The sequence below is a fragment of the Streptomyces sp. NPDC058663 genome (genome assembly GCF_042716745.1).
Taxonomy (GTDB): Bacteria; Actinomycetota; Actinomycetes; order Streptomycetales; family Streptomycetaceae; genus Streptomyces.
This window is the reverse complement of record NZ_JBHXRV010000068.1, coordinates 24,040-41,876: the sequence shown is the minus strand read 5'-3', so window position 1 is coordinate 41,876 and position 17,837 is coordinate 24,040. Positions and strand designations below refer to the sequence as shown.

At 71.8% G+C, this 17,837-nt stretch carries 14 protein-coding genes; 9 read left to right on the top strand and 5 right to left on the bottom strand.

Annotation, left to right across the window (positions count from 1 at the left end):
• Positions 1-186: 186 nt before the first annotated feature.
• Positions 187-1,890, bottom strand: a complete 1,704-nt coding sequence (gene paaN, locus ACFWVV_RS34435) for a phenylacetic acid degradation protein PaaN (RefSeq protein WP_384347860.1) — start codon at positions 1,888-1,890, stop codon at positions 187-189.
• A gap of 133 nt (positions 1,891-2,023) precedes the next feature.
• Between paaN and ACFWVV_RS34430 the strand changes: the two genes are divergently transcribed.
• Complete coding sequence (locus tag ACFWVV_RS34430) at positions 2,024-3,532, top strand: 3-hydroxyacyl-CoA dehydrogenase (protein WP_384347862.1); 1,509 nt, start codon at positions 2,024-2,026, stop codon at positions 3,530-3,532.
• Positions 3,529-4,152 carry a TetR/AcrR family transcriptional regulator gene (locus tag ACFWVV_RS34425; protein ID WP_384347865.1) on the top strand — a complete coding sequence of 208 codons (624 nt, stop codon included), beginning with the start codon at positions 3,529-3,531 and terminating at the stop codon, positions 4,150-4,152. The genes ACFWVV_RS34430 and ACFWVV_RS34425 overlap by 4 nt, the downstream gene beginning before the upstream one ends.
• A 28-nt stretch (positions 4,153-4,180) precedes the next feature.
• On the opposite strand, the gene ACFWVV_RS34420 is transcribed toward ACFWVV_RS34425, so the two are convergent.
• Positions 4,181-4,690, bottom strand: a complete 510-nt coding sequence (locus ACFWVV_RS34420; protein ID WP_384347913.1) for an Lrp/AsnC family transcriptional regulator — start codon at positions 4,688-4,690, stop codon at positions 4,181-4,183.
• Between the two features lie 225 nt (positions 4,691-4,915).
• On the opposite strand from ACFWVV_RS34420, the gene pdhA reads away from it, so the two are divergent.
• From pdhA to ACFWVV_RS34385, 7 genes are all read left to right on the top strand, one after another.
• Complete coding sequence (gene pdhA / locus ACFWVV_RS34415; RefSeq protein ID WP_384347868.1) at positions 4,916-6,070, top strand: pyruvate dehydrogenase (acetyl-transferring) E1 component subunit alpha; 1,155 nt, start codon at positions 4,916-4,918, stop codon at positions 6,068-6,070.
• Positions 6,067-7,080 carry an alpha-ketoacid dehydrogenase subunit beta gene (locus tag ACFWVV_RS34410; RefSeq protein WP_384347871.1) on the top strand — a complete coding sequence of 338 codons (1,014 nt, stop codon included), beginning with the start codon at positions 6,067-6,069 and terminating at the stop codon, positions 7,078-7,080. The genes pdhA and ACFWVV_RS34410 overlap by 4 nt, the downstream gene beginning before the upstream one ends.
• Position 7,081: 1 nt before the next feature.
• Positions 7,082-8,626, top strand: a complete 1,545-nt coding sequence (locus ACFWVV_RS34405; protein WP_384347874.1) for a dihydrolipoamide acetyltransferase family protein — start codon at positions 7,082-7,084, stop codon at positions 8,624-8,626.
• A gap of 90 nt (positions 8,627-8,716) precedes the next feature.
• Positions 8,717-9,757: a DUF6457 domain-containing protein gene (locus tag ACFWVV_RS34400; protein ID WP_384347876.1), complete on the top strand. Its 1,041-nt coding sequence runs from the start codon at positions 8,717-8,719 to the stop codon at positions 9,755-9,757.
• A complete protein-coding gene (locus ACFWVV_RS34395; RefSeq protein ID WP_384347878.1) occupies positions 9,754-11,208 on the top strand; it encodes a molybdopterin molybdotransferase MoeA in 1,455 nt (484 codons plus the stop codon). Before ACFWVV_RS34400 ends, ACFWVV_RS34395 begins: the two co-directional genes overlap by 4 nt.
• Positions 11,209-11,257: 49 nt before the next feature.
• Positions 11,258-12,364, top strand: coding sequence for a potassium channel family protein (locus ACFWVV_RS34390; RefSeq protein WP_384347881.1), 1,107 nt, complete (start codon positions 11,258-11,260; stop codon positions 12,362-12,364).
• Positions 12,365-12,439: 75 nt separating this feature from the next.
• Positions 12,440-13,420 carry an NAD(P)H-quinone oxidoreductase gene (locus ACFWVV_RS34385; protein WP_384347884.1) on the top strand — a complete coding sequence of 327 codons (981 nt, stop codon included), beginning with the start codon at positions 12,440-12,442 and terminating at the stop codon, positions 13,418-13,420.
• A gap of 110 nt (positions 13,421-13,530) precedes the next feature.
• Here ACFWVV_RS34385 and ACFWVV_RS34380 read toward each other — a convergent pair whose 3' ends face one another.
• From ACFWVV_RS34380 to ACFWVV_RS34370, 3 genes are all read right to left on the bottom strand, one after another.
• Positions 13,531-14,070, bottom strand: a complete 540-nt coding sequence (locus ACFWVV_RS34380; RefSeq protein ID WP_384347887.1) for a bacterial proteasome activator family protein — start codon at positions 14,068-14,070, stop codon at positions 13,531-13,533.
• A 100-nt stretch (positions 14,071-14,170) separates the two neighbouring features.
• Positions 14,171-17,041 (bottom strand): ABC transporter permease, encoded by a 2,871-nt coding sequence (locus ACFWVV_RS34375; RefSeq protein ID WP_384347890.1) that lies wholly within the window; start codon positions 17,039-17,041, stop codon positions 14,171-14,173.
• Positions 17,038-17,829: an ABC transporter ATP-binding protein gene (locus ACFWVV_RS34370; RefSeq protein ID WP_384422885.1), complete on the bottom strand. Its 792-nt coding sequence runs from the start codon at positions 17,827-17,829 to the stop codon at positions 17,038-17,040. Before ACFWVV_RS34370 ends, ACFWVV_RS34375 begins: the two co-directional genes overlap by 4 nt.
• Positions 17,830-17,837 lie beyond the last annotated feature (8 nt).

Below are 17,837 nucleotides of genomic sequence, written 5' to 3'. Positions count from 1 at the left end.
TTTATTTTCGGGGGGGGGGGGGGTGGGTTTATTCGCGCGGGGGGGGCTTTTTTTAATTGTCAACCGGGCCCCCGCGCTGCGACAACGACGTGTTTCACGTGAAACGAGGAATGCCGTGACCCGGCTTGGGGGGCTCGGGGCACGGCATCCGATCTCGGGTCGCGCGCGTGGTGCGAGACGTGCGGGTCAGGCCTGGCGGCGTACCTCCACCGTCCGGAAACGGTTGGCGACGAAGGCGGCGTCGCACAGCGCGGCGTTCGCGGCCGGGTTGCCGCCGGAGCCGTGGAAGTCGGAGAAGGCTGCCGTCTGGTTCACGTAGACCCCGCCCGTCAGGTTGAGGGAGAGCTGCGCGGACTCCTCCAGGCAGACCTCCTCGACGGCCCGCTCCACGTCCGGGGAGGTGGTGTACGCCCCGACCGTCATCGCCCCCTTCTCGCGGACGGTACGGCGCAGCAGCGCGAGGGCGTCGTCCGTGGAGTCCACGGCGACGGCGAAGGACACCGGGCCGAAGCACTCCGACATGTACGCGGCCTCGGCGTCCGGCTTGGCGCCGTCCAGCTTCACCATGACGGGGGTGCGGACGGTCGCCTCGGGGAAGTCCGGGTTGCTGATCTCCCGGCTGGCCAGGGCGACCTCGCCGAGCCCGGCCGCGGTGTCCAGGCGGGCCTTCACGTCCGGGTTGACCAGCGCGCCGAGCAGCGCGTTCGCGCGGGCGTCGTCGCCGAGCAGGCCGCCCACCGTCTTCGCGAGGTCCTCCACGACGTCGTGGTACGACTTCGGGCCCGCGTCAGTAACGATGCCGTCGCGGGGGATCAGCAGGTTCTGCGGCGTGGTGCACATCTGGCCGCTGTAGAGGGACAGCGAGAAGGCCAGGTTGGACAGCATGCCCTTGTAGTCGTCGGTGGAGTCGAGGAGGACCGTGTTGACGCCGGCCTTCTCCGTGTAGACCTGTGCCTGACGGGCGTTGGCCTCCAGCCAGTCACCGAAGGTTGTCGACCCCGTGTAGTCGATGATCTTGATTTCGGGGCGGGTGGCGAGCGTCTTGGCGATGCCCTCGCCGGGCCGCTCGGCCGCCAGTGCGATCAGGTTCGGGTCGAAGCCCGCCTCCGAGAGCACCTCGCGGGCCGCCTTGACCGTCATGGCGAGCGGTAGGACGGCGCGCGGGTGCGGCTTGACCAGGACCGGGTTGCCGGTGGCCAGCGAGGCGAAGAGGCCCGGGTAGCCGTTCCAGGTGGGGAAGGTGTTGCAGCCGATCAGCAGGGCGATGCCCCGCGGGACGGCCGTGAAGGACTTCGACAGGTTGAGCGGGTCGCGCTTGCCCTGCGGCTTCGACCATTCGGCCGACCCCGGGACCCGGGTCTGCTCCGCGTAGGCGTACGTCACCGCTTCCAGCCCGCGGTCCTGGGCGTGCGGGCCGCCCGCCTGCAGCGCCATCATGAAGGCTTGTCCGCTGGTGTGCATGACCGCGTGCGCGAATTCGTGGGTACGGGCGCTGATCCTGGCCAGGATCTCCAGACAGACCATGGCTCGGGCCTCCGGGCCGGCGTCCCGCCAGGCACCCATGCCGGCGCGCATCGCGGGCAGCAGCACGTCGATGTCGGCGTGCGGGTACGAGACACCCAGCGCGGGGCCGTAGGGCGAGACCTCGCCCTCCTCGGCGGCGGAGCCGCCCACCCAGCCGTCGGTGCCGGGCTGGTCGCCCAGGTCGAAGCGGTTGTCCTTCAGCGCCTCGAACGCGGCGAGGCCGTCCGCGGCCGCGCTCTCCCCGTACGCCTTCGGATGTTCGGGGTGTGGCGACCAGTACTCGCGGGTGCGGATCGCGTCGAGGGCCTTGTCCAGTGTGGGCCGGTGGGCCTCGGTCAGCTCTGTCAGTTTCCGGGACGACTGCATGGCGGCGGACCAACTCCTCGACGGGCGGAGGCGGGCGGAAAGAGGCGGACAGAAGTTAGAGTAACCGAACGATCGGTCGGGACAAGGGGGCCGATGCAAAGCCCTGCACCGCATGTCCGGGAGGATTGGCCGCATGACAGCAATCGAGCGCGCCCGCACCGTCGCCGTCGTCGGCACGGGGACCATGGGCCAGGGCATCGCCCAGGTCGCCCTCATGGCGGGACACCCCGTGTTCCTCTTCGACGTGGACGCCGAGCGCACCGCCGCGGCCGACACCGCGCTGCGTGCGCGTGTCGAGCGACTGGTGGAGAAGGGGCGCCTCGACCGGGCCGAGGCACAGGAAGCGCTGGGGCGGCTGAACCCCGCCTACGACCTGAGGGACCTTTCCGGGGCCGCGCTCGTCGTCGAGGCGATCGTGGAACAGCTGCCGGTGAAGCAGCAGCTGTTCCGCTCCCTCGAGGAGCTGGTCGCCGGCGACTGTCTGCTCGCCACGAACACCTCCTCGCTGTCCGTCACCGCGATCGCCGGAGGGCTCAAGCACCCCGGGCGCTTCGTCGGCATGCACTTCTTCAACCCGGCGCCGCTGCTGCCGCTCGTCGAGGTCGTCAGCGGGTTCGCGACCGACGAGGACGCCGCCACGCGCGCGTACGACACGGTGCTCGCCTGGGGGAAGACGCCTGTCCGCTGCGCCGACACCCCGGGATTCCTGGTCAACCGGATCGCCCGCCCCTTCTACGCCGAGGCCTTCGCGGTGTACGAGGAGCAGGCCGCCGACCCGGCCACCATCGACGCCGTACTGCGCGAGTCCGGCGGCTTCCGGATGGGCCCCTTCGAGCTGACCGACCTGATCGGGCAGGACGTCAACGAGGCCGTCTCGCGTTCCGTCTGGGAGGCGTTCCACCAGAGCCCCAAGTTCGTGCCCTCGCTGCCGCAGCGGCGACTGGTCGAATCGGGGCGGCTCGGCAGGAAGACCGGGCACGGCTGGTTCCCGTACGGCGAAGGGCAGGAGCGGCCCGCCCCGCACACCGCCGCGCCGCAGGCCGCCCCCGCACGGATCACCGCCGCCGGGGACTTCGGGCCGGCCGCCGAAGTCATCACGATGCTGGAGGAGGCGGACGGCATCGAGGTCACGAAGGTGTCCGCGGACGGCGCGTACATCGGGCTGCCGGGCGGCGGACAGCTCTCCCTCGTCGACGGCAACACCTCCGTCGAGTACAGCGACGTCGTCTACTTCGACCTCGCCCTCGACTACCGGGCCGCCACCCGCATCGCCCTGTCCGCCTCCAACGACGTGTCCGAGCAGACCCTTCAGGAGGCCGTCGGCCTCTTCCAGGCGCTGGGCAAGGATGTCAGCGTCATCGGCGACATGCCCGGCATGATCGTCGGGCGAACCGTGGCGATGCTCGTCGACCTGGCGCTGGACGCCGTCGCGAAGGGCGTGGCCTCCTCCGAGGACATCGACACCGCGATGCGGCTGGGCGTCAGCTATCCGCGCGGACCGCTGGAATGGGGGCGTGACCTCACCGGCGACTGGTCCTTCGATCTGCTCACCGCGCTGCACGCCCGCTGCCCCACCGGCCGTTACGCACCCTCCCTGGCGCACTACCGGCAGGGGTACGCAGAGCAGGAGCAGTCCGCATGACCACCACGGAGCGCGCCGGCGCGGACCGCGGCGTCGTCGGCAAGCGGGACACGTACACCCCCGAGACGCTGCTCGCCGTGGCCGTCCGCGTCTTCAACGAGCGCGGCTACGACGGCACGTCGATGGAGCATCTGTCCAAGGCCGCCGGAATCTCCAAGTCCTCGATCTACCACCACGTCGCAGGCAAGGAAGAGCTGCTGCGGCGGGCGGTCAGCCGGGCGCTGGACGGCTTGTTCGCCATCCTGGACGAGCCGCGGGCACAGTGCGGGCGGGCCGTCGAACGGGTCGAGTACGTCACCCGGCGCACCGTCGAGGTGCTGATGACGGAACTGCCGTACGTCACCCTCCTGCTGCGGGTGCGCGGCAACACCCAGACCGAGCGATGGGCGCTGGAGCGGCGCCGTGAGTTCGACCAGCGGGTGGCCGACCTGCTGAAGGCGGCCGCCGCCGACGGGGACCTGCGGGCGGACGTGGACATCCGGCTGGCCACCCGGCTGCTCTTCGGGATGATCAACTCACTGGTGGAGTGGTACCGGCCGCACCCCGAAGGGGTGGCGGAGCAGGACCAGCTGGTGGACACCCTGGTGCGGATGGCCTTCGACGGGCTGCGCACCGGCTGATCCGCGGACGGGCCCCGGCCGCGCGGGTTCAGTCCTGGGGGTCCAGGTCCGTCTCCTCGAAGACCAGCAGGGTGCGGGTGCTCAGCACCTCGGGGATGGCCTGGATCTTCGTCAGGACCAGTTCGCGCAGCGTTCTGTTGTCCGGGGTGTGCACCAGCAGCAGGACGTCGAAGTCGCCGCTGACCAACGCGATGTGGGTGGCCCCCGGCAGTGCCTGCAATTCCTCGCGGACAGTCCGCCAGGAATTCTGAACGATCTTCAGGGTGATGTAGGCGGAGGCGCCCTGGCCTGCCCTTTCATGGTCCACGCGGGCGCTGAAGCCGCGGATCACGCCGTCGTCGAGGAGCCGGTTGATCCGCGCATAGGCATTGGCCCGCGACACATGGACCCGTTCGGCGACCGACCGTATCGAGGCCCGGCCGTCGGTCCTGAGCATGCGCAGGATGTCCTGGTCGATGGCGTCCAGGGGCCTGGCCGGGGTCTCCGGCCTGTGGACATCTCCGGGATTCCCGCGAAAACCGTCACCCGATCCGGCCATTTGTTCAGCTGGCATGCGTCCCCGCCTCCCCATCATGGACGTCCTGTTCCCATCCCAGGCTGAGAAGAACCGTTTGTCCACAGGGCAACGCCGCCTGTAGCCAAACTGCATCCACGACCGAACAATCGGTAGGTGAGACGCGCCACATCTCGGGATCCGAGACCCGGCGTTCCCTCCGACCGCTTCGCGCCGCTTGTGTCCCGCCCCCAAGAGGAGGTGTTCGTCGTGACGATTCAAGAGATGCCGGGCAGCACGGCCTACCGGCCCAGCCCGCCCCCGGCCTGGAAGCCCCGGACCGACCCCGCCCCGCTGCTCCCCGACCCCGAGCCGTACCGGGTGCTCGGCACCCCTTCGGCCGACGGGCTCGACCCCGCGCTGATGCGCCGGCTGTACGCCGAGCTGGTGCGCGGCCGGAGGTACAACGCGCAGGCCACCGCCCTCACCCGGCAGGGCAGGCTCGCCGTCTACCCCTCCAGCACCGGCCAGGAGGCCTGTGAGGTGGCTGCGGCGCTGGTGCTGAAGGAGCAGGACTGGCTCTTCCCCTCGTACCGCGACACACTCGCCGCCGTGGCGCGCGGCCTGGACCCCGTACAGGCACTGACGCTGCTGCGTGGCGACTGGCACACCGGGTACGACCCGCGCGAGGTGCGGATAGCTCCGCTGTCCACCCCGCTGGCGACCCAGCTGCCGCACGCGGTGGGACTCGCCCACGCCGCCCGGCTCAAGGGTGACGACGTCGTCGCGCTGGCACTGGTCGGCGACGGCGGCACCAGCGAGGGCGACTTCCACGAAGCGCTGAACTTCGCCGCCGTCTGGCAGGCCCCGGTCGTCTTCCTGGTGCAGAACAACGGCTTCGCGATCTCCGTACCGCTGGCCAAACAGACCGCCGCCCCCTCCCTCGCGCACAAGGCCGTCGGATACGGAATGCCGGGCCGGCTGGTCGACGGGAACGACGCGGCGGCGATGCACGAAGTGCTGTCCGATGCCGTGGAGCGGGCCCGGCGTGGCGGCGGCCCCACGCTGATCGAGGCCGTGACGTACCGCATGGAAGCCCACACCAACGCCGACGACGCGACCCGTTACCGGGGGGACGCCGAGGTGGAAGCCTGGCGCGACCACGACCCGATCCTCCTGCTGGAGCGGGAACTGCTGGAGCGCGGCCTGCTGGACGACACCGGCATACAGGAGGCCAAGGAGGCCGCCGAAACGATGGCCGCCGACCTGCGGGCCCGGATGAACGCGGACGCCGAGCTCGACCCGATGGACCTCTTCACCCATGTGTACGCGGAGCGGACCGGCCCGCTCCGGGAGCAGGAGGCCCGGCTGCGGGCCGAGCTCGACGCCGAGGCCGAGAACGAAGCGGAAGGTGCGGGGCGATGACCACCGTGGCCGAGAAGAAGGCGGCGGCGAAACCCGCGAGCATGGCCCAGGCCCTCCAGCGGGCGCTGCGCGACGCGATGGCCGAGGACCCGACGGTGCACGTCATGGGCGAGGACGTCGGCGCGCTCGGCGGAGTCTTCCGGATCACCGACGGACTGGCCAAGGAGTTCGGCGAGGACCGGTGTACGGACACGCCGCTGGCCGAGGCGGGGATCCTCGGCGCGGCCGTCGGCATGGCGATGTACGGGCTGCGGCCGGTCGTCGAGATGCAGTTCGACGCCTTCGCCTACCCGGCGTTCGAGCAGCTCGTCAGCCATGTCGCCAAGATGCGCAACCGTACGCGCGGCGCCCTGCCGATGCCGCTGACCATCCGGATTCCGTACGGCGGTGGCATCGGCGGAGTCGAGCACCACAGCGATTCCTCCGAGGCGTACTACATGGCCACCCCTGGCCTGCACGTCGTCACCCCGGCAACTGTCGAGGACGCCTACGGGCTGCTGCGCGAGGCCATCGCCTCCGACGACCCGGTGGTCTTCATGGAGCCCAAGCGGCTGTACTGGTCCAAGGCCGACTGGTCGCCCCAGGCGCCGGCCGCCGTCGCACCGATAGGCCGGGCGGTCGTGCGGCGACCCGGCCGGAGCGCCACCCTGATCACCTACGGGCCCTCACTTCCGGTGTGCCTGGAGGCCGCCGAGGCGGCCACGGCGGAGGGCTGGGACCTGGAGGTCGTCGATCTGCGCTCGCTGGTCCCGTTCGACGACGAGACGGTGACCGCTTCGGTACGGCGCACCGGCCGTGCGGTCGTCGTCCACGAGTCCACCGGTTTCGGTGGGCCCGGCGGTGAGATCGCCGCCCGCGTCACGGAGCGCTGTTTCCACCATCTGGAGGCTCCCGTGCTGCGAGTGGCGGGCCTCGACATCCCCTATCCGCCGCCCATGCTGGAGCGCCACCACCTGCCCGGTGTCGACCGGGTGCTGGACGCGGTCGCGCGGCTCCAGTGGGAGGCGTGACATGGCCCAGGTACTGGAATTCAAGCTGCCGGACCTCGGCGAGGGACTGACCGAGGCGGAGATCGTGCGCTGGCTGGTGGACGTGGGCGACGTCGTCGCCGTCGACCAACCGGTGGTCGAGGTGGAGACGGCCAAGGCGATGGTGGAGGTGCCGTGCCCGTACGGGGGCGTGGTCACCGCCCGCTTCGGTGAGGAGGGCACGGAACTGCCGGTGGGGTCACCGCTGCTGACGGTGGCGGTCGGCGCGGACGCCCCATCAGTTGCGAGGGCAACAGCGGCAACAGCGGCAACAGCGGCAACTGTGACAACAGGAGCAACAGCGACGTCGGCGGCGGACGGTGCGGGGCCTGTTGCCGGGGGCCGCAGCGGCGGCCGGGACACAGGGGCGGGGGCGCCTTCGGCCACCGGCGCCACCCCAAGCACCGGCGCCTCCCTAGGCACCGGCGCCACCCCGGACGCGGGCTCGGGCAATGTGCTGGTCGGTTACGGCACCACGGCACCGGCGGCGCGCCGCCGCCGGGTACGGCTGGAGGGTGCCCTCGCAGCTCCGGCCCCCGTGAGGCCGATGGAGCCTGTCTCCCCGGCCCCCGTGATGCCGACGGAGACCGCCTCCCCGGCTCCGGATGCGTACGTGGGGTCCGTGCCGGGCGGGGGATACGCCGGGCCCGTGCCGGTGATTTCGCCCCTCGTGCGGCGCCTGGCGCGCGAAAACGGGGTGGATCTGCGGCAGTTGGACGGGTCGGGGCCGGAGGGGCTCATTCTCCGGACCGACGTGGAGCGGGCGATACGGCAGCCGGAGCCCGCCGCGGTGTCGGCAACGCCCGCAGCGGCCCCACGCCCCGTGGCCGCCGTGTCCGGTGAGCGCATTCCGCTCAAGGGGGTGCGCGGTGCGGTCGCCGACAAGCTGTCCCGCAGCCGACGCGAGATACCGGACGCCACCTGCTGGGTCGACGCCGACGCGACGGCGCTGATGGCGGCCAGGGCGGCGATGAACAGTGTGGGCGGTGGCCCGAAGGTCTCCGTCCTGGCGCTGCTCGCCCGCATCTGCACGGCGGCCCTCGCCCGGTTCCCCGAGCTCAACTCCACTGTGGACACCGAGGCGCGCGAAGTGGTGCGGCTGCCCGGCGTGCACCTCGGCTTCGCCGCCCAGACGGAACGGGGCCTGGTCGTCCCGGTGGTGCGCGACGCCCACACCCGCAACGTGGAGTCGCTGGGCGAGGAGCTGGTACGGCTCACCGAGTCGGCCCGGGCCGGCAAACTCACTCCGGCCCAGCTGACCGGCGGCACCTTCACGCTCAACAACTACGGCGTGTTCGGTGTCGACGGCTCCACGCCGATCATCAACCACCCGGAGGCGGCGATGCTCGGTGTCGGCCGCATCGTGCCCAAGCCGTGGGTGCACGAGGGAGAGCTGGCGGTCCGGCAGGTGGTTCAGCTGTCCCTCACCTTCGACCACCGGGTCTGTGACGGCGGCACGGCCGGAGGCTTCCTGCGGTTCGTCGCCGACTGTGTGGAACACCCGGAGCTGCTGCTGCGCACGCTCTGACCTCCTTGCCCCTGCGGGCCCGCCGTACGGCGCGTCGGGCCCGCAGGGGCGTCGCTCGCAGGGAGCGGCGGGCCGTACATACTTCGGTGCATGAGTGCGATGAGTGCCCCGGAAGCGGTCGCGTACGATGCGGTCGTTCTGGCGGGTGGTGCCGGGCGGCGGCTCGGCGGGGTGGACAAGGCTGCGGTGCGGGTGGGCGGAAGGCCGCTGATCGACAGGGTGCTGACAGCTTGTGGGGCGGCCGGTACGACGGTGGTGGTCGGCGGGCACCGGCCCACGTCCCGTTCCGTGACGTGGGCGCGGGAAGAGCCGCCCGGTGGCGGGCCGCTCGCGGCGCTCGGCGCCGGGGTGAGGGAAACCGGTGCGCCGCTCATCCTGGTGCTCTCCGTGGACCTGCCCTTCGTCGACCGTGCGACGGTGGCGGCGCTCGTACGGGCCCTGGAAGAGCCGGTGGACGCGCGCGAGGCGGAAGGCGCCTTGCTCGTCGACGCGACAGGACGCGACCAGCCGCTCGTCGCCGTTTACCGGGCGGCAGCACTGCACCGTGAACTCGCCGTGCTGACAGCGGAGTACGGCACCCTGGCGGGGCTCCCGCTCCGCGCGCTCACCGCCGGACTCTTCCTCGTCCGCGTCACCGCCGCCACCCCCTCGGCCTCCTTCGACTGCGACACCTGGGAGGACATCGCGGCGGCCCGCGCCCGGATCAGGGAGCATGGGCACGTGCTGGATGAATGGATCACCGCAGTCAAGGACGAACTCGGTGTCGATCTCGACGTCGACATCCCCCTCCTCCTCGACCTCGCGCGCGACGCCGCGCACGGCGTCGCCCGACCCGCCGCCCCTCTGACGACGTTCCTGGTCGGATACGCGGCCGGGCGGGCCGCCGGCGGGGGCCCGGAGGCCGTCGCCGAAGCCGTCCGCAAGGCCACAGGCCTGGCCGCCCGCTGGGTGGCGGAGTCGCAGCAGGCCGCCACCCCGGCAGGCAGCGCACCCGGCCCTGCCGCCGGCACCCCGCCAGGCGCCTCCCCCGCTGGTGCCGCCGATGCCCCGCCAGGCACCTCTTCTGGTGGCGCTTCGGCCGACGCACGGGCCGGGGGCGCCCCCGGCGCCACCGGGGCGGACCAGGCATGAAAGGGCCGGAGCACGGAGAGATCGACGGCATCGAGCAGGCCCTCGCCCTGGTGAGCCGCGAGCAGCCCGCCGTCCCGAGCCCGAGCGCAAGCACCGGGGCCGGCCCGGCACCGGCGGACCCGCCGCACACCCCCGCCGCCCCCGCCGCCGCAGCCGACTCCGCCCACGGCCCCGCCCGTGCCGGAAATGCCCACACCGGAGCCTCCGCGCCCCCCGCCGCCCCCGCCCACCCCGCAGCCACCCCCTGGGCGGAAGCCCGCGCCACCGCGTCCCGCGCCGGGCGCGGCGCGCCCGCCCGACCCCGCCGCGTACCCCTGGACCGAGCACTCGGCCAGGTGCTCGCGGAGCCGCTGGAAGCCCTCACCGACCTGCCGTCCTTCGACACCTCCGCCATGGACGGCTGGGCCGTCGCGGGTCCGGGGCCGTGGGACTTCCGGGCGGGCGACGGCATCCTCGCCGGCCGCGCCACCGCCGTCCCCCTGTCCGACGGTGAGGCCGTCCGTATCGCCACCGGGGCCCGGATCCCCGCCGAGGCAACCGCCGTGATCCGCAGCGAGCACGCCCACGCCGACGAGGCCAAGCTGCGGCTCTCCGCACGTCACGAGGTGATCCCCGGTCAGGACATCCGCCCCCGTGGTCAGGAGTGCCGCACCGGCGACCGTCTGCTTTCCGCCGGTTCCGTGGTGACCCCGGCCGTACTGGGGCTGTCGGCCGCCGCCGGATACGACGAGCTGCTGACGGTTCCCCGGCCGACCGTGGAAGTGCTCGTTCTGGGCGACGAGTTGCTGACCGCGGGGCTGCCGCGCGACGGCATGGTCCGGGACGCGCTCGGCCCGCTGCTCGCCCCCTGGCTGCGTGCGCTGGGCGCCGAAGTCCTCGACACCCGTTGTCTGGGCGACGATCCGCAGGCCCTGCGCAAGGCGATTCTGGGCTCCGAGGCCGATGTGATCGTCACCACCGGTGGTACGGCGGCGGGACCGGTCGACCATGTCAGGCCGTTCCTCGCCGCGGCCGCCCAGACCGGCGCCGAACTCCTCGTCGACGGCGTCGCAGTGCGCCCCGGCCACCCCATGCTGCTTGCCCGCCTCGCCCCCGACACGCACCTGGTGGGACTGCCGGGAAACCCCCTGGCCGCGGTGTCCGGGCTGCTCACGCTGGCCGAGCCGCTGCTGCGTGCCCTGGCGCACCGGCCTGCCCCCGAGCCGTACCGGGCGTCCGTGCGCGACGGGATCCCCGGCCACCCCCTCTCCACCCGGCTCGTGCCCGTCACCCACCGCGCCGACCACCGGACCGGCGCCGAGCACGCGGTACCGCTGCACTACAACGGTCCGGCGATGCTGCGCGGGATCGCGGCGGCCGACGGGCTGGCCGTCGTGCCGCCCGGCGGGGCACGCGCCGGGGACGTACTGGAGATCCTCGACCTGCCGTGGGCCGAAGGATGTTTCACGTGAAACGCTGCCAACGACGCTGCGCCGAAGAGGCCATGGGCCCGAGCGAAGGATGTTTCACGTGAAACTGCCAGGCGACGACGCCATGGCCCGTGCGGCCGACGAGCATCTGCACACCGCCCCGGTGAAGCTTCCCAAGCGGGAGGTCGAGCGCCCGTTGCGGCAGGTCGCCAGGCGCCTGCTGATGGCCATGGTGGTCCTCGCGGTGACCGTGCTGATCGTCTGGATCGACCGCGACGGCTACCACGACAACTCCGACGGCGGCGTGGATCTCCTCGACGCCGTCTACTACTCGACCGTCACCCTCTCCACCACGGGGTACGGCGACATCGTCCCGTACAGCGACGGCGCACGGCTCAGCAACGTGCTGCTCGTGACGCCGTTGCGCGTGCTGTTCCTGATCATCCTCGTCGGTACCACTCTCGAAGTCCTCACCGAGCGGACCCGCGAAGAGTTCCGGCTGAATCGCTGGAGGTCCCAGTTGCGCGACCACACCGTCGTCATCGGATTCGGTACGAAGGGCAGGTCCGCGATGCAGACCCTCTTCGCGACCGGCATGAAGAAGGAGCAGATGGTCGTCGTCGACCCGAGCGCCAAGGTCATCGAGACGGCCAACGCCGAGGGCCTGACCGGTGTGGTGGGCGACGCGACCCGCAGTGACGTACTGCTGCGGGCCGAACTCCAGCGGGCCCGGCAGATCGTCATCGCCACCCAGCGCGACGACACCGCGGTCCTCGTCACCCTCACCGCCCGGCAGCTCAACCGCGGCGCGAAAATCGTCGCCGCGGTACGGGAGGAGGAGAACGCGCCGCTGCTGCGCCAGTCCGGGGCGGACGCCGTCATCACCAGTGCGAGTGCGGCGGGCCGGCTGCTCGGTCTCTCCGTGCTCAGCCCGAGCGCGGGCACGGTGATGGAGGACCTGATCCAGCAGGGCAGCGGTCTCGACCTGGTCGAGCGCCCTGTCATAAAGAGCGAGGTCGGCAAGAGCGTCCGGGAGACGGAGGACCTGGTGGTGAGCGTGCTGCGCGGACATCAGCTGCTCGGTTACGACGATCCGAAGGCCAGCCCGCTCCAGAGCACGGACCGGGTGATCTCGATCGTCCGCGCGACCCCCGAGTCGGCGCGCACCGACAGCGTCAGACTCAGCCCGCCGGAATAGACACCGGTTCACCGGTCCGGGCTGTCGGCGGGGCTCCTCGGACTGATCACAGCCACCGGGGGTAGTTTCGTGGCCATGCATGCGATCACGATCCCTGAACCCGGTGGCCCCGAGGCACTCGTCTGGGCGGAGGTCCCCGACCCCGTCCCGAACGAGGGAGAGGTCCTCGTCGAGGTCGCCGCGAGCGCCGTCAACCGCGCCGACCTGCTGCAGCGGCAGGGTTTCTACGACCCGCCGCCGGGCGCCTCCCGCTATCCAGGCCTGGAGTGCTCGGGCCGCATCGCGGCTCTGGGCGCGGGCGTGCACGGCTGGACGGTCGGCGACGAGGTGTGCGCGCTGCTCTCGGGCGGCGGATACGCGCAGAAGGTCGTCGTACCGGCCGGGCAGTTGCTGCCGGTGCCCGAAGGAGTGGACCTGGTGACCGCGGCGGCCCTGCCCGAGGTCACCGCCACCGTCTGGTCGAACGTCTTCATGATCGCCCATCTGCGGCCCACCGAGACGTTGCTCGTGCACGGCGGTGCCAGCGGCATCGGCACCATGGCGATCCAGCTCGCCAAGACCGTCGGCGCCCGCGTGGCCGTCACGGCCGGCGGGCCCGAGAAGCTGGCGCGCTGCGCGGAGCTGGGCGCGGACATCCTGATCGACTACCGCGAGCAGGACTTCGTGCAGGAGCTGCGCAAGGCCACCGACGGGGCGGGCGCGGACGTCATCCTCGACATCATCGGCGCCAAGTACCTCGACCAGAACGTGAAGGCGCTCGCCACCAGCGGCCGGCTCGCCATCATCGGCCTCCAGGGCGGGGTGAAGGGCGAGCTCAACCTCAACGCCCTGCTGCGCAAGCGCGCCGCGATCACGGCGACCTCGCTGCGCGCCCGCCCGCTGGGCGAGAAGGCTGCCATCGTGGCGGCCGTCCGCGAACACGTCTGGCCGATGATTGCCGCGGGCCGGGTGCGTCCGGTGGTCGACCGGATCTTCCCGATGGACCAGGCGTCCGAGGGGCACAGGGCGCTGGACGAAGGCAGCCACATCGGCAAGATCCTGCTCACCACGCCCTGAGCGGGCCAGGACAGCGGCCGGCCCGGCTTCTTCACCTCCGTACGCGAAGAAGCCGGGCCGTAGCCGTGGCAGGGCAGCCAGGCCGCAGGCGCTGCGCCCGGGGTGTCGGCCTACAGGTACGGGCCGCCCGTGCGGGCCGCCATGGGGCCGTCGCCCTCGTCGTCCTCGTGCGAGGAACCGGGCGGCAGTGCCCGGCGCATCTGCTCCAGCTGGGCGCGGGCGGCCATCTGCTGGGCGAACAACGCGGTCTGGATGCCGTGGAAGAGCCCTTCGAGCCAGCCCACCAGCTGAGCCTGCGCGATGCGCAGTTCCGCCTCGGAGGGGATGGCCTCCTCGGTGAAGGGCAGCGAAAGGCGCTCCAGTTCCTCGACGAGCTCGGGGGCGAGCCCGTCCTCCAGCTCCTTCACGGAGCTGGCGTGAATGTCCTTGAGCCGTACCCGGCTCGCCTCGTCCAGGGGAGCCGCACGGACTTCCTCCAGGAGCTGCTTGATCATGCTGCCGATCCGCATGACCTTTGCGGGCTGTTCCACCATGTCCGTCACAGGCACCTCGCGCGACTCGTCGTCACCGCCGCCGATCGCCATCTGATCCTGTCCGACGACCAGGACCTGGGGGCTTTCCTGCGACCGTTCACTCCTCGGCATCTCCATACCGGCATTCTCTCGTACACGTGCTTCACACGTGGGTGTGCCCCCGCACAAGGGTGATCCACCTTCGTACGGGGGCACAACTTCTGTCAGGCGGCCGGGCTCAGGCCTCCGCCCGCCGGGCCAGCGCGCCCCGGGAGCGGGTGACCAGCGCCGCCAGGAGCGCCGCGCCGAGCGGCACGACGACCAGCAGTCCGGCCAGCGTCTCCCACGGGATGACGACGGCAAGCTCCGTCGACGGGGCGCCCGCCCAGCCCTGGTCGAGGTTCTCCTGGTAGCCGGCCTCGTTCGCCCGCTGTTGGGTGAGGATCAGCCCGACGGCGGGCAGCACACCCGCCGCCGAACCGAGGACCACACCCATCAGGGCGACCGTCCCGCACTGGAACCCGCTGAGGGTGCGGCGCACCCGGGGCGGTGCGCCGACCGCGGAGAGGGTCTTCAGATCGGGTTCGGCGTCGGCCTGGGCGAGCCCGGTGGCGATACCGGCCGCACCGATGGTGACCAGTCCGGCGAACACGGCGAGAGCCAGCATCACGATGCTGTTCTCGCTCTTGTACCCGGATTCGATGAACCAGCCGCCCATCATCCCGCCCTGCAGGCCGACCTTGTCGAAGGCCGCGGTGAGGGACTGGGTCTGCTCGGTGCTGGGCAGCGCGGAGGTGGAGAAGAGCACCCCGAACGGCACGGTGGTGAACTTGGCGGACTCGGCCAACGACGGCGGCACCAGCAGCTGGAGGCCGTAGGCGTTGACGTTCTTCGGCGCCAGGTGGACCGGCAGTTCCCGTACCTCGCCCGGGGCGTCCTTGTTGGCTGCGGAGGCCTCCTCGGCCTTCTTGCGGTCGGTGATGAGGCGGATGCCGGTTTTGCCGTTGACGACGTTGCCCCGGTCGAAGGAGACGGCCTTGCCCTGCTTGAGAGCGGCGGTCACGCCGGGGTCGGTGATGCCGAGTGCCTTGAGTGCGTTCTCGTCACCGATGGTCACGCCGTTCGCGGAGGGTGCGGTGCCGCCTTCGTGGGGGCGGGCGCAGCGCCAGTCGGCGGCCAGCTTGCGCCGCTCGGCGACCGGGAACGCCTCGGGGCCGTTGGGGCCCTCGTACAGCGGGCACCGGTTGGACTTGGGCACGACGATCTGGAACTGGCCGCACTCCTTCTCTTCGCTGTAGGTGGTGCAGTTCTTGCTGCCGACGACGATGCGCCGCAGGTCGGCGAGTACGTCGAGCGAGGTGTTCGCCTGCACGGCCGAGCGGATCGCGGGCACATCGCGGCCGCCCGCCTCGTCGGTTGTGGCATAACCGCTGCCGTGCGGGAGCTGCGCCATGTAGTCGGCGCGGTCCTTGGCTTCGTCGCTGGCGGCGTACGTGGCCACCGCGACGGTTCCGGCGACGGCGGCCAGCACCGCGGCGACGGCGGGTGCCGTACGTCCCCGGTTGCGCACCGCGTCGCGCAGGGCGAGCCGGGGGGAGAGCGGGAGCCAGCCGCCTATCCGCCCGAACGCGCCGACCAGCACCGGGGTCAGCGCGACCACACCCAGCTCGGCGAGGGCGCTGCCGCCCGCGACCAGGAGGTAGCTGTCGCTGGCCATCGACCCGTACAGGGCGATCGCGGCGCCGAGTGCGACGGCGGCCAGACCGATGACAGGCAGTACCCGGTTGGCCCTTCGGACGCCTCGGCGGCCGGTGAGCGAGGTCAGTACGGACTGCCGGGACGCGGTGACCGCGGGCACGATCGCGGCCAGCAGACCGGTGAGTACGGCCACCAGGGCGATGCCGAGCAGCTCCAGCGGGCGCAGCGTGAACGTGCCGAACCGCTGTCCCATGACGCCTTCGAGGACCGGTTGCAGGGCGAGCGTCAGGGCGATGCCCAGGGCGGTGCCGATGATCGCCGCCGCGACACCGATGACCAGGCCACCGGAGAGCACGATGGCCCGGATGTGACGGCGGTCGCCGCCGTTGGCACCGACCAGACCGAGCTGGCGGCGTGAGCGCCGGGCGCCCACCGCGAAGGCGGGCCCGGCCAGCAGGCAGATCTCCAGCAGGGCCAGGACGACGATGGTCGCGGCGATCATGAGCAGCTGCTCGGTCTGGTTGCCGTAGTCCATCTGCCCGGTGCCGTTCTTCTTGAAGAACGGGACGTCGGAGTCCGGCGGCGGGGAGAGGATCACGGACCGGGAGTCGGCCTGGATGCCCTTGGCATTGGCGGCCTTGACCATGTTCCACGTGAAACCGTCGCCGCCGACGGAGACGAAGTACGAGTTGACGCCGGCGACCTCGGGCAGCCCGGACTTCTTCAGTGCCTGGTTCAGCGGCGCGACGAAGGTGCCCGGCGGGGCGATGACCTGGTCGGAGGCGAGACTGCTGGGCAGCTCGTAGGCGCCGACCAGGGTGTACTTGGTGTCGAGGGCGCGGGCGGTGACGGTGTCGCCGATCTTCAGCCCGCTGGCTTCCAGGAAGTGCTCGGTCGCGGCGACCTCGCCTGCCTTCTCGGGGAAGCGGCCGTCGGTCAGCGCGTAGATGCCCGTCATCATCGGGTCGGCGGCCTTGACCTCGCGGACCTCGGTGTCGAGCAGACCGTGTGTGGTGCGCAGCCGGGTCATCGCGGCGGTGTCGGTGAGGACCTTGGCGCCCGCGGGGACGGCCTTGGTGATGTCCGCCTTGCCGTCGGGGAAGGGCTTGGTGCGGTACGCGTCGAAGCCCTCGACGGGCTCCGCGCCCCGCTGCCGTGCGTCCGGCGGCTGCATCACGGGCAGTCCGCCGTAGCCCGGGTCGGTCAGCTGGGCGTCGGCGGCGCCCAGCTCGCGGTCGAGCTTCTGTGCGGTGGACAGTTCCGCGCTGCGCAGGGTCACGTCGACGGCGCTGACACCGAGGATCGGCACCGCGATCATGGCGAGGACCAGGATGCTGCGGCCCTTGGAGCGCCAGGCGTCACGGCGGGCGATGCGGATCGCCGCGAGCCAGGAGTGGTACCAGCCGGTCACTTGGCGCCCGCCTGACCGGTGGGGCCGAAACCGGTGCCCGTGGCGCTCGACGCGAGCAGGGATTCGGCGTCGCTGCGCATGGTCTCGTCGACGACGGAGCCGTCGCGCAGGAAGACCACCCGGTCCGCCCAGGCCGCGAAGCGCGGCTCGTGGGTGACCAGGATGCCGGCCGCGCCCGCGTCGCAGCGCGAGCGGAGCAGGGCGAGCACGGACTCGCCCGTCTCGGAGTCCAGGGCGCCGGTCGGCTCGTCGGCGAGGACCAGCCGGCGGTCGCCGACCAGGGCGCGGGCGATGGCCACCCGCTGCTGCTGGCCGCCGGACATCTCGTCGGGGAAGCGGTCGGCGAGGTGGCCGAGGTCCATCTCCTCCAGCGCGGCCAGCGCGAACACGCGGGCCTTGCGGGCGGACATGCCGTCGAGCTCGCGGGGCAGGGCGACGTTTTCGGCGGCGGTCAGCGCCGGTATGAGGTTGTAGTCCTGGAAGACGTAACCGATGCTGCGGCGGCGCAGGGCGGCCAGTTCCTTGCGGCTGACCTGGGTGATGTCGGTGCCTTCGACCACGACACGGCCCGAGGTCGGGCTGTCGAGGCCGCCCGCGATGGTGAGCAGGGTCGACTTGCCGGACCCGGAGGGGCCCATGACGGCGACGAGCTCGCCGGGGTATACGGAGAGGTTCACGCCGCGCAGGGCGTGCACCTCGGTGGCGCCGCTGCCGTGCACGCGGGTCAGCTGCTCCAGTTGCAGCACGGGCTGCTGTGACGCCTGGGGCTGATGGGACTGGTCGGGCATGGTGGTGG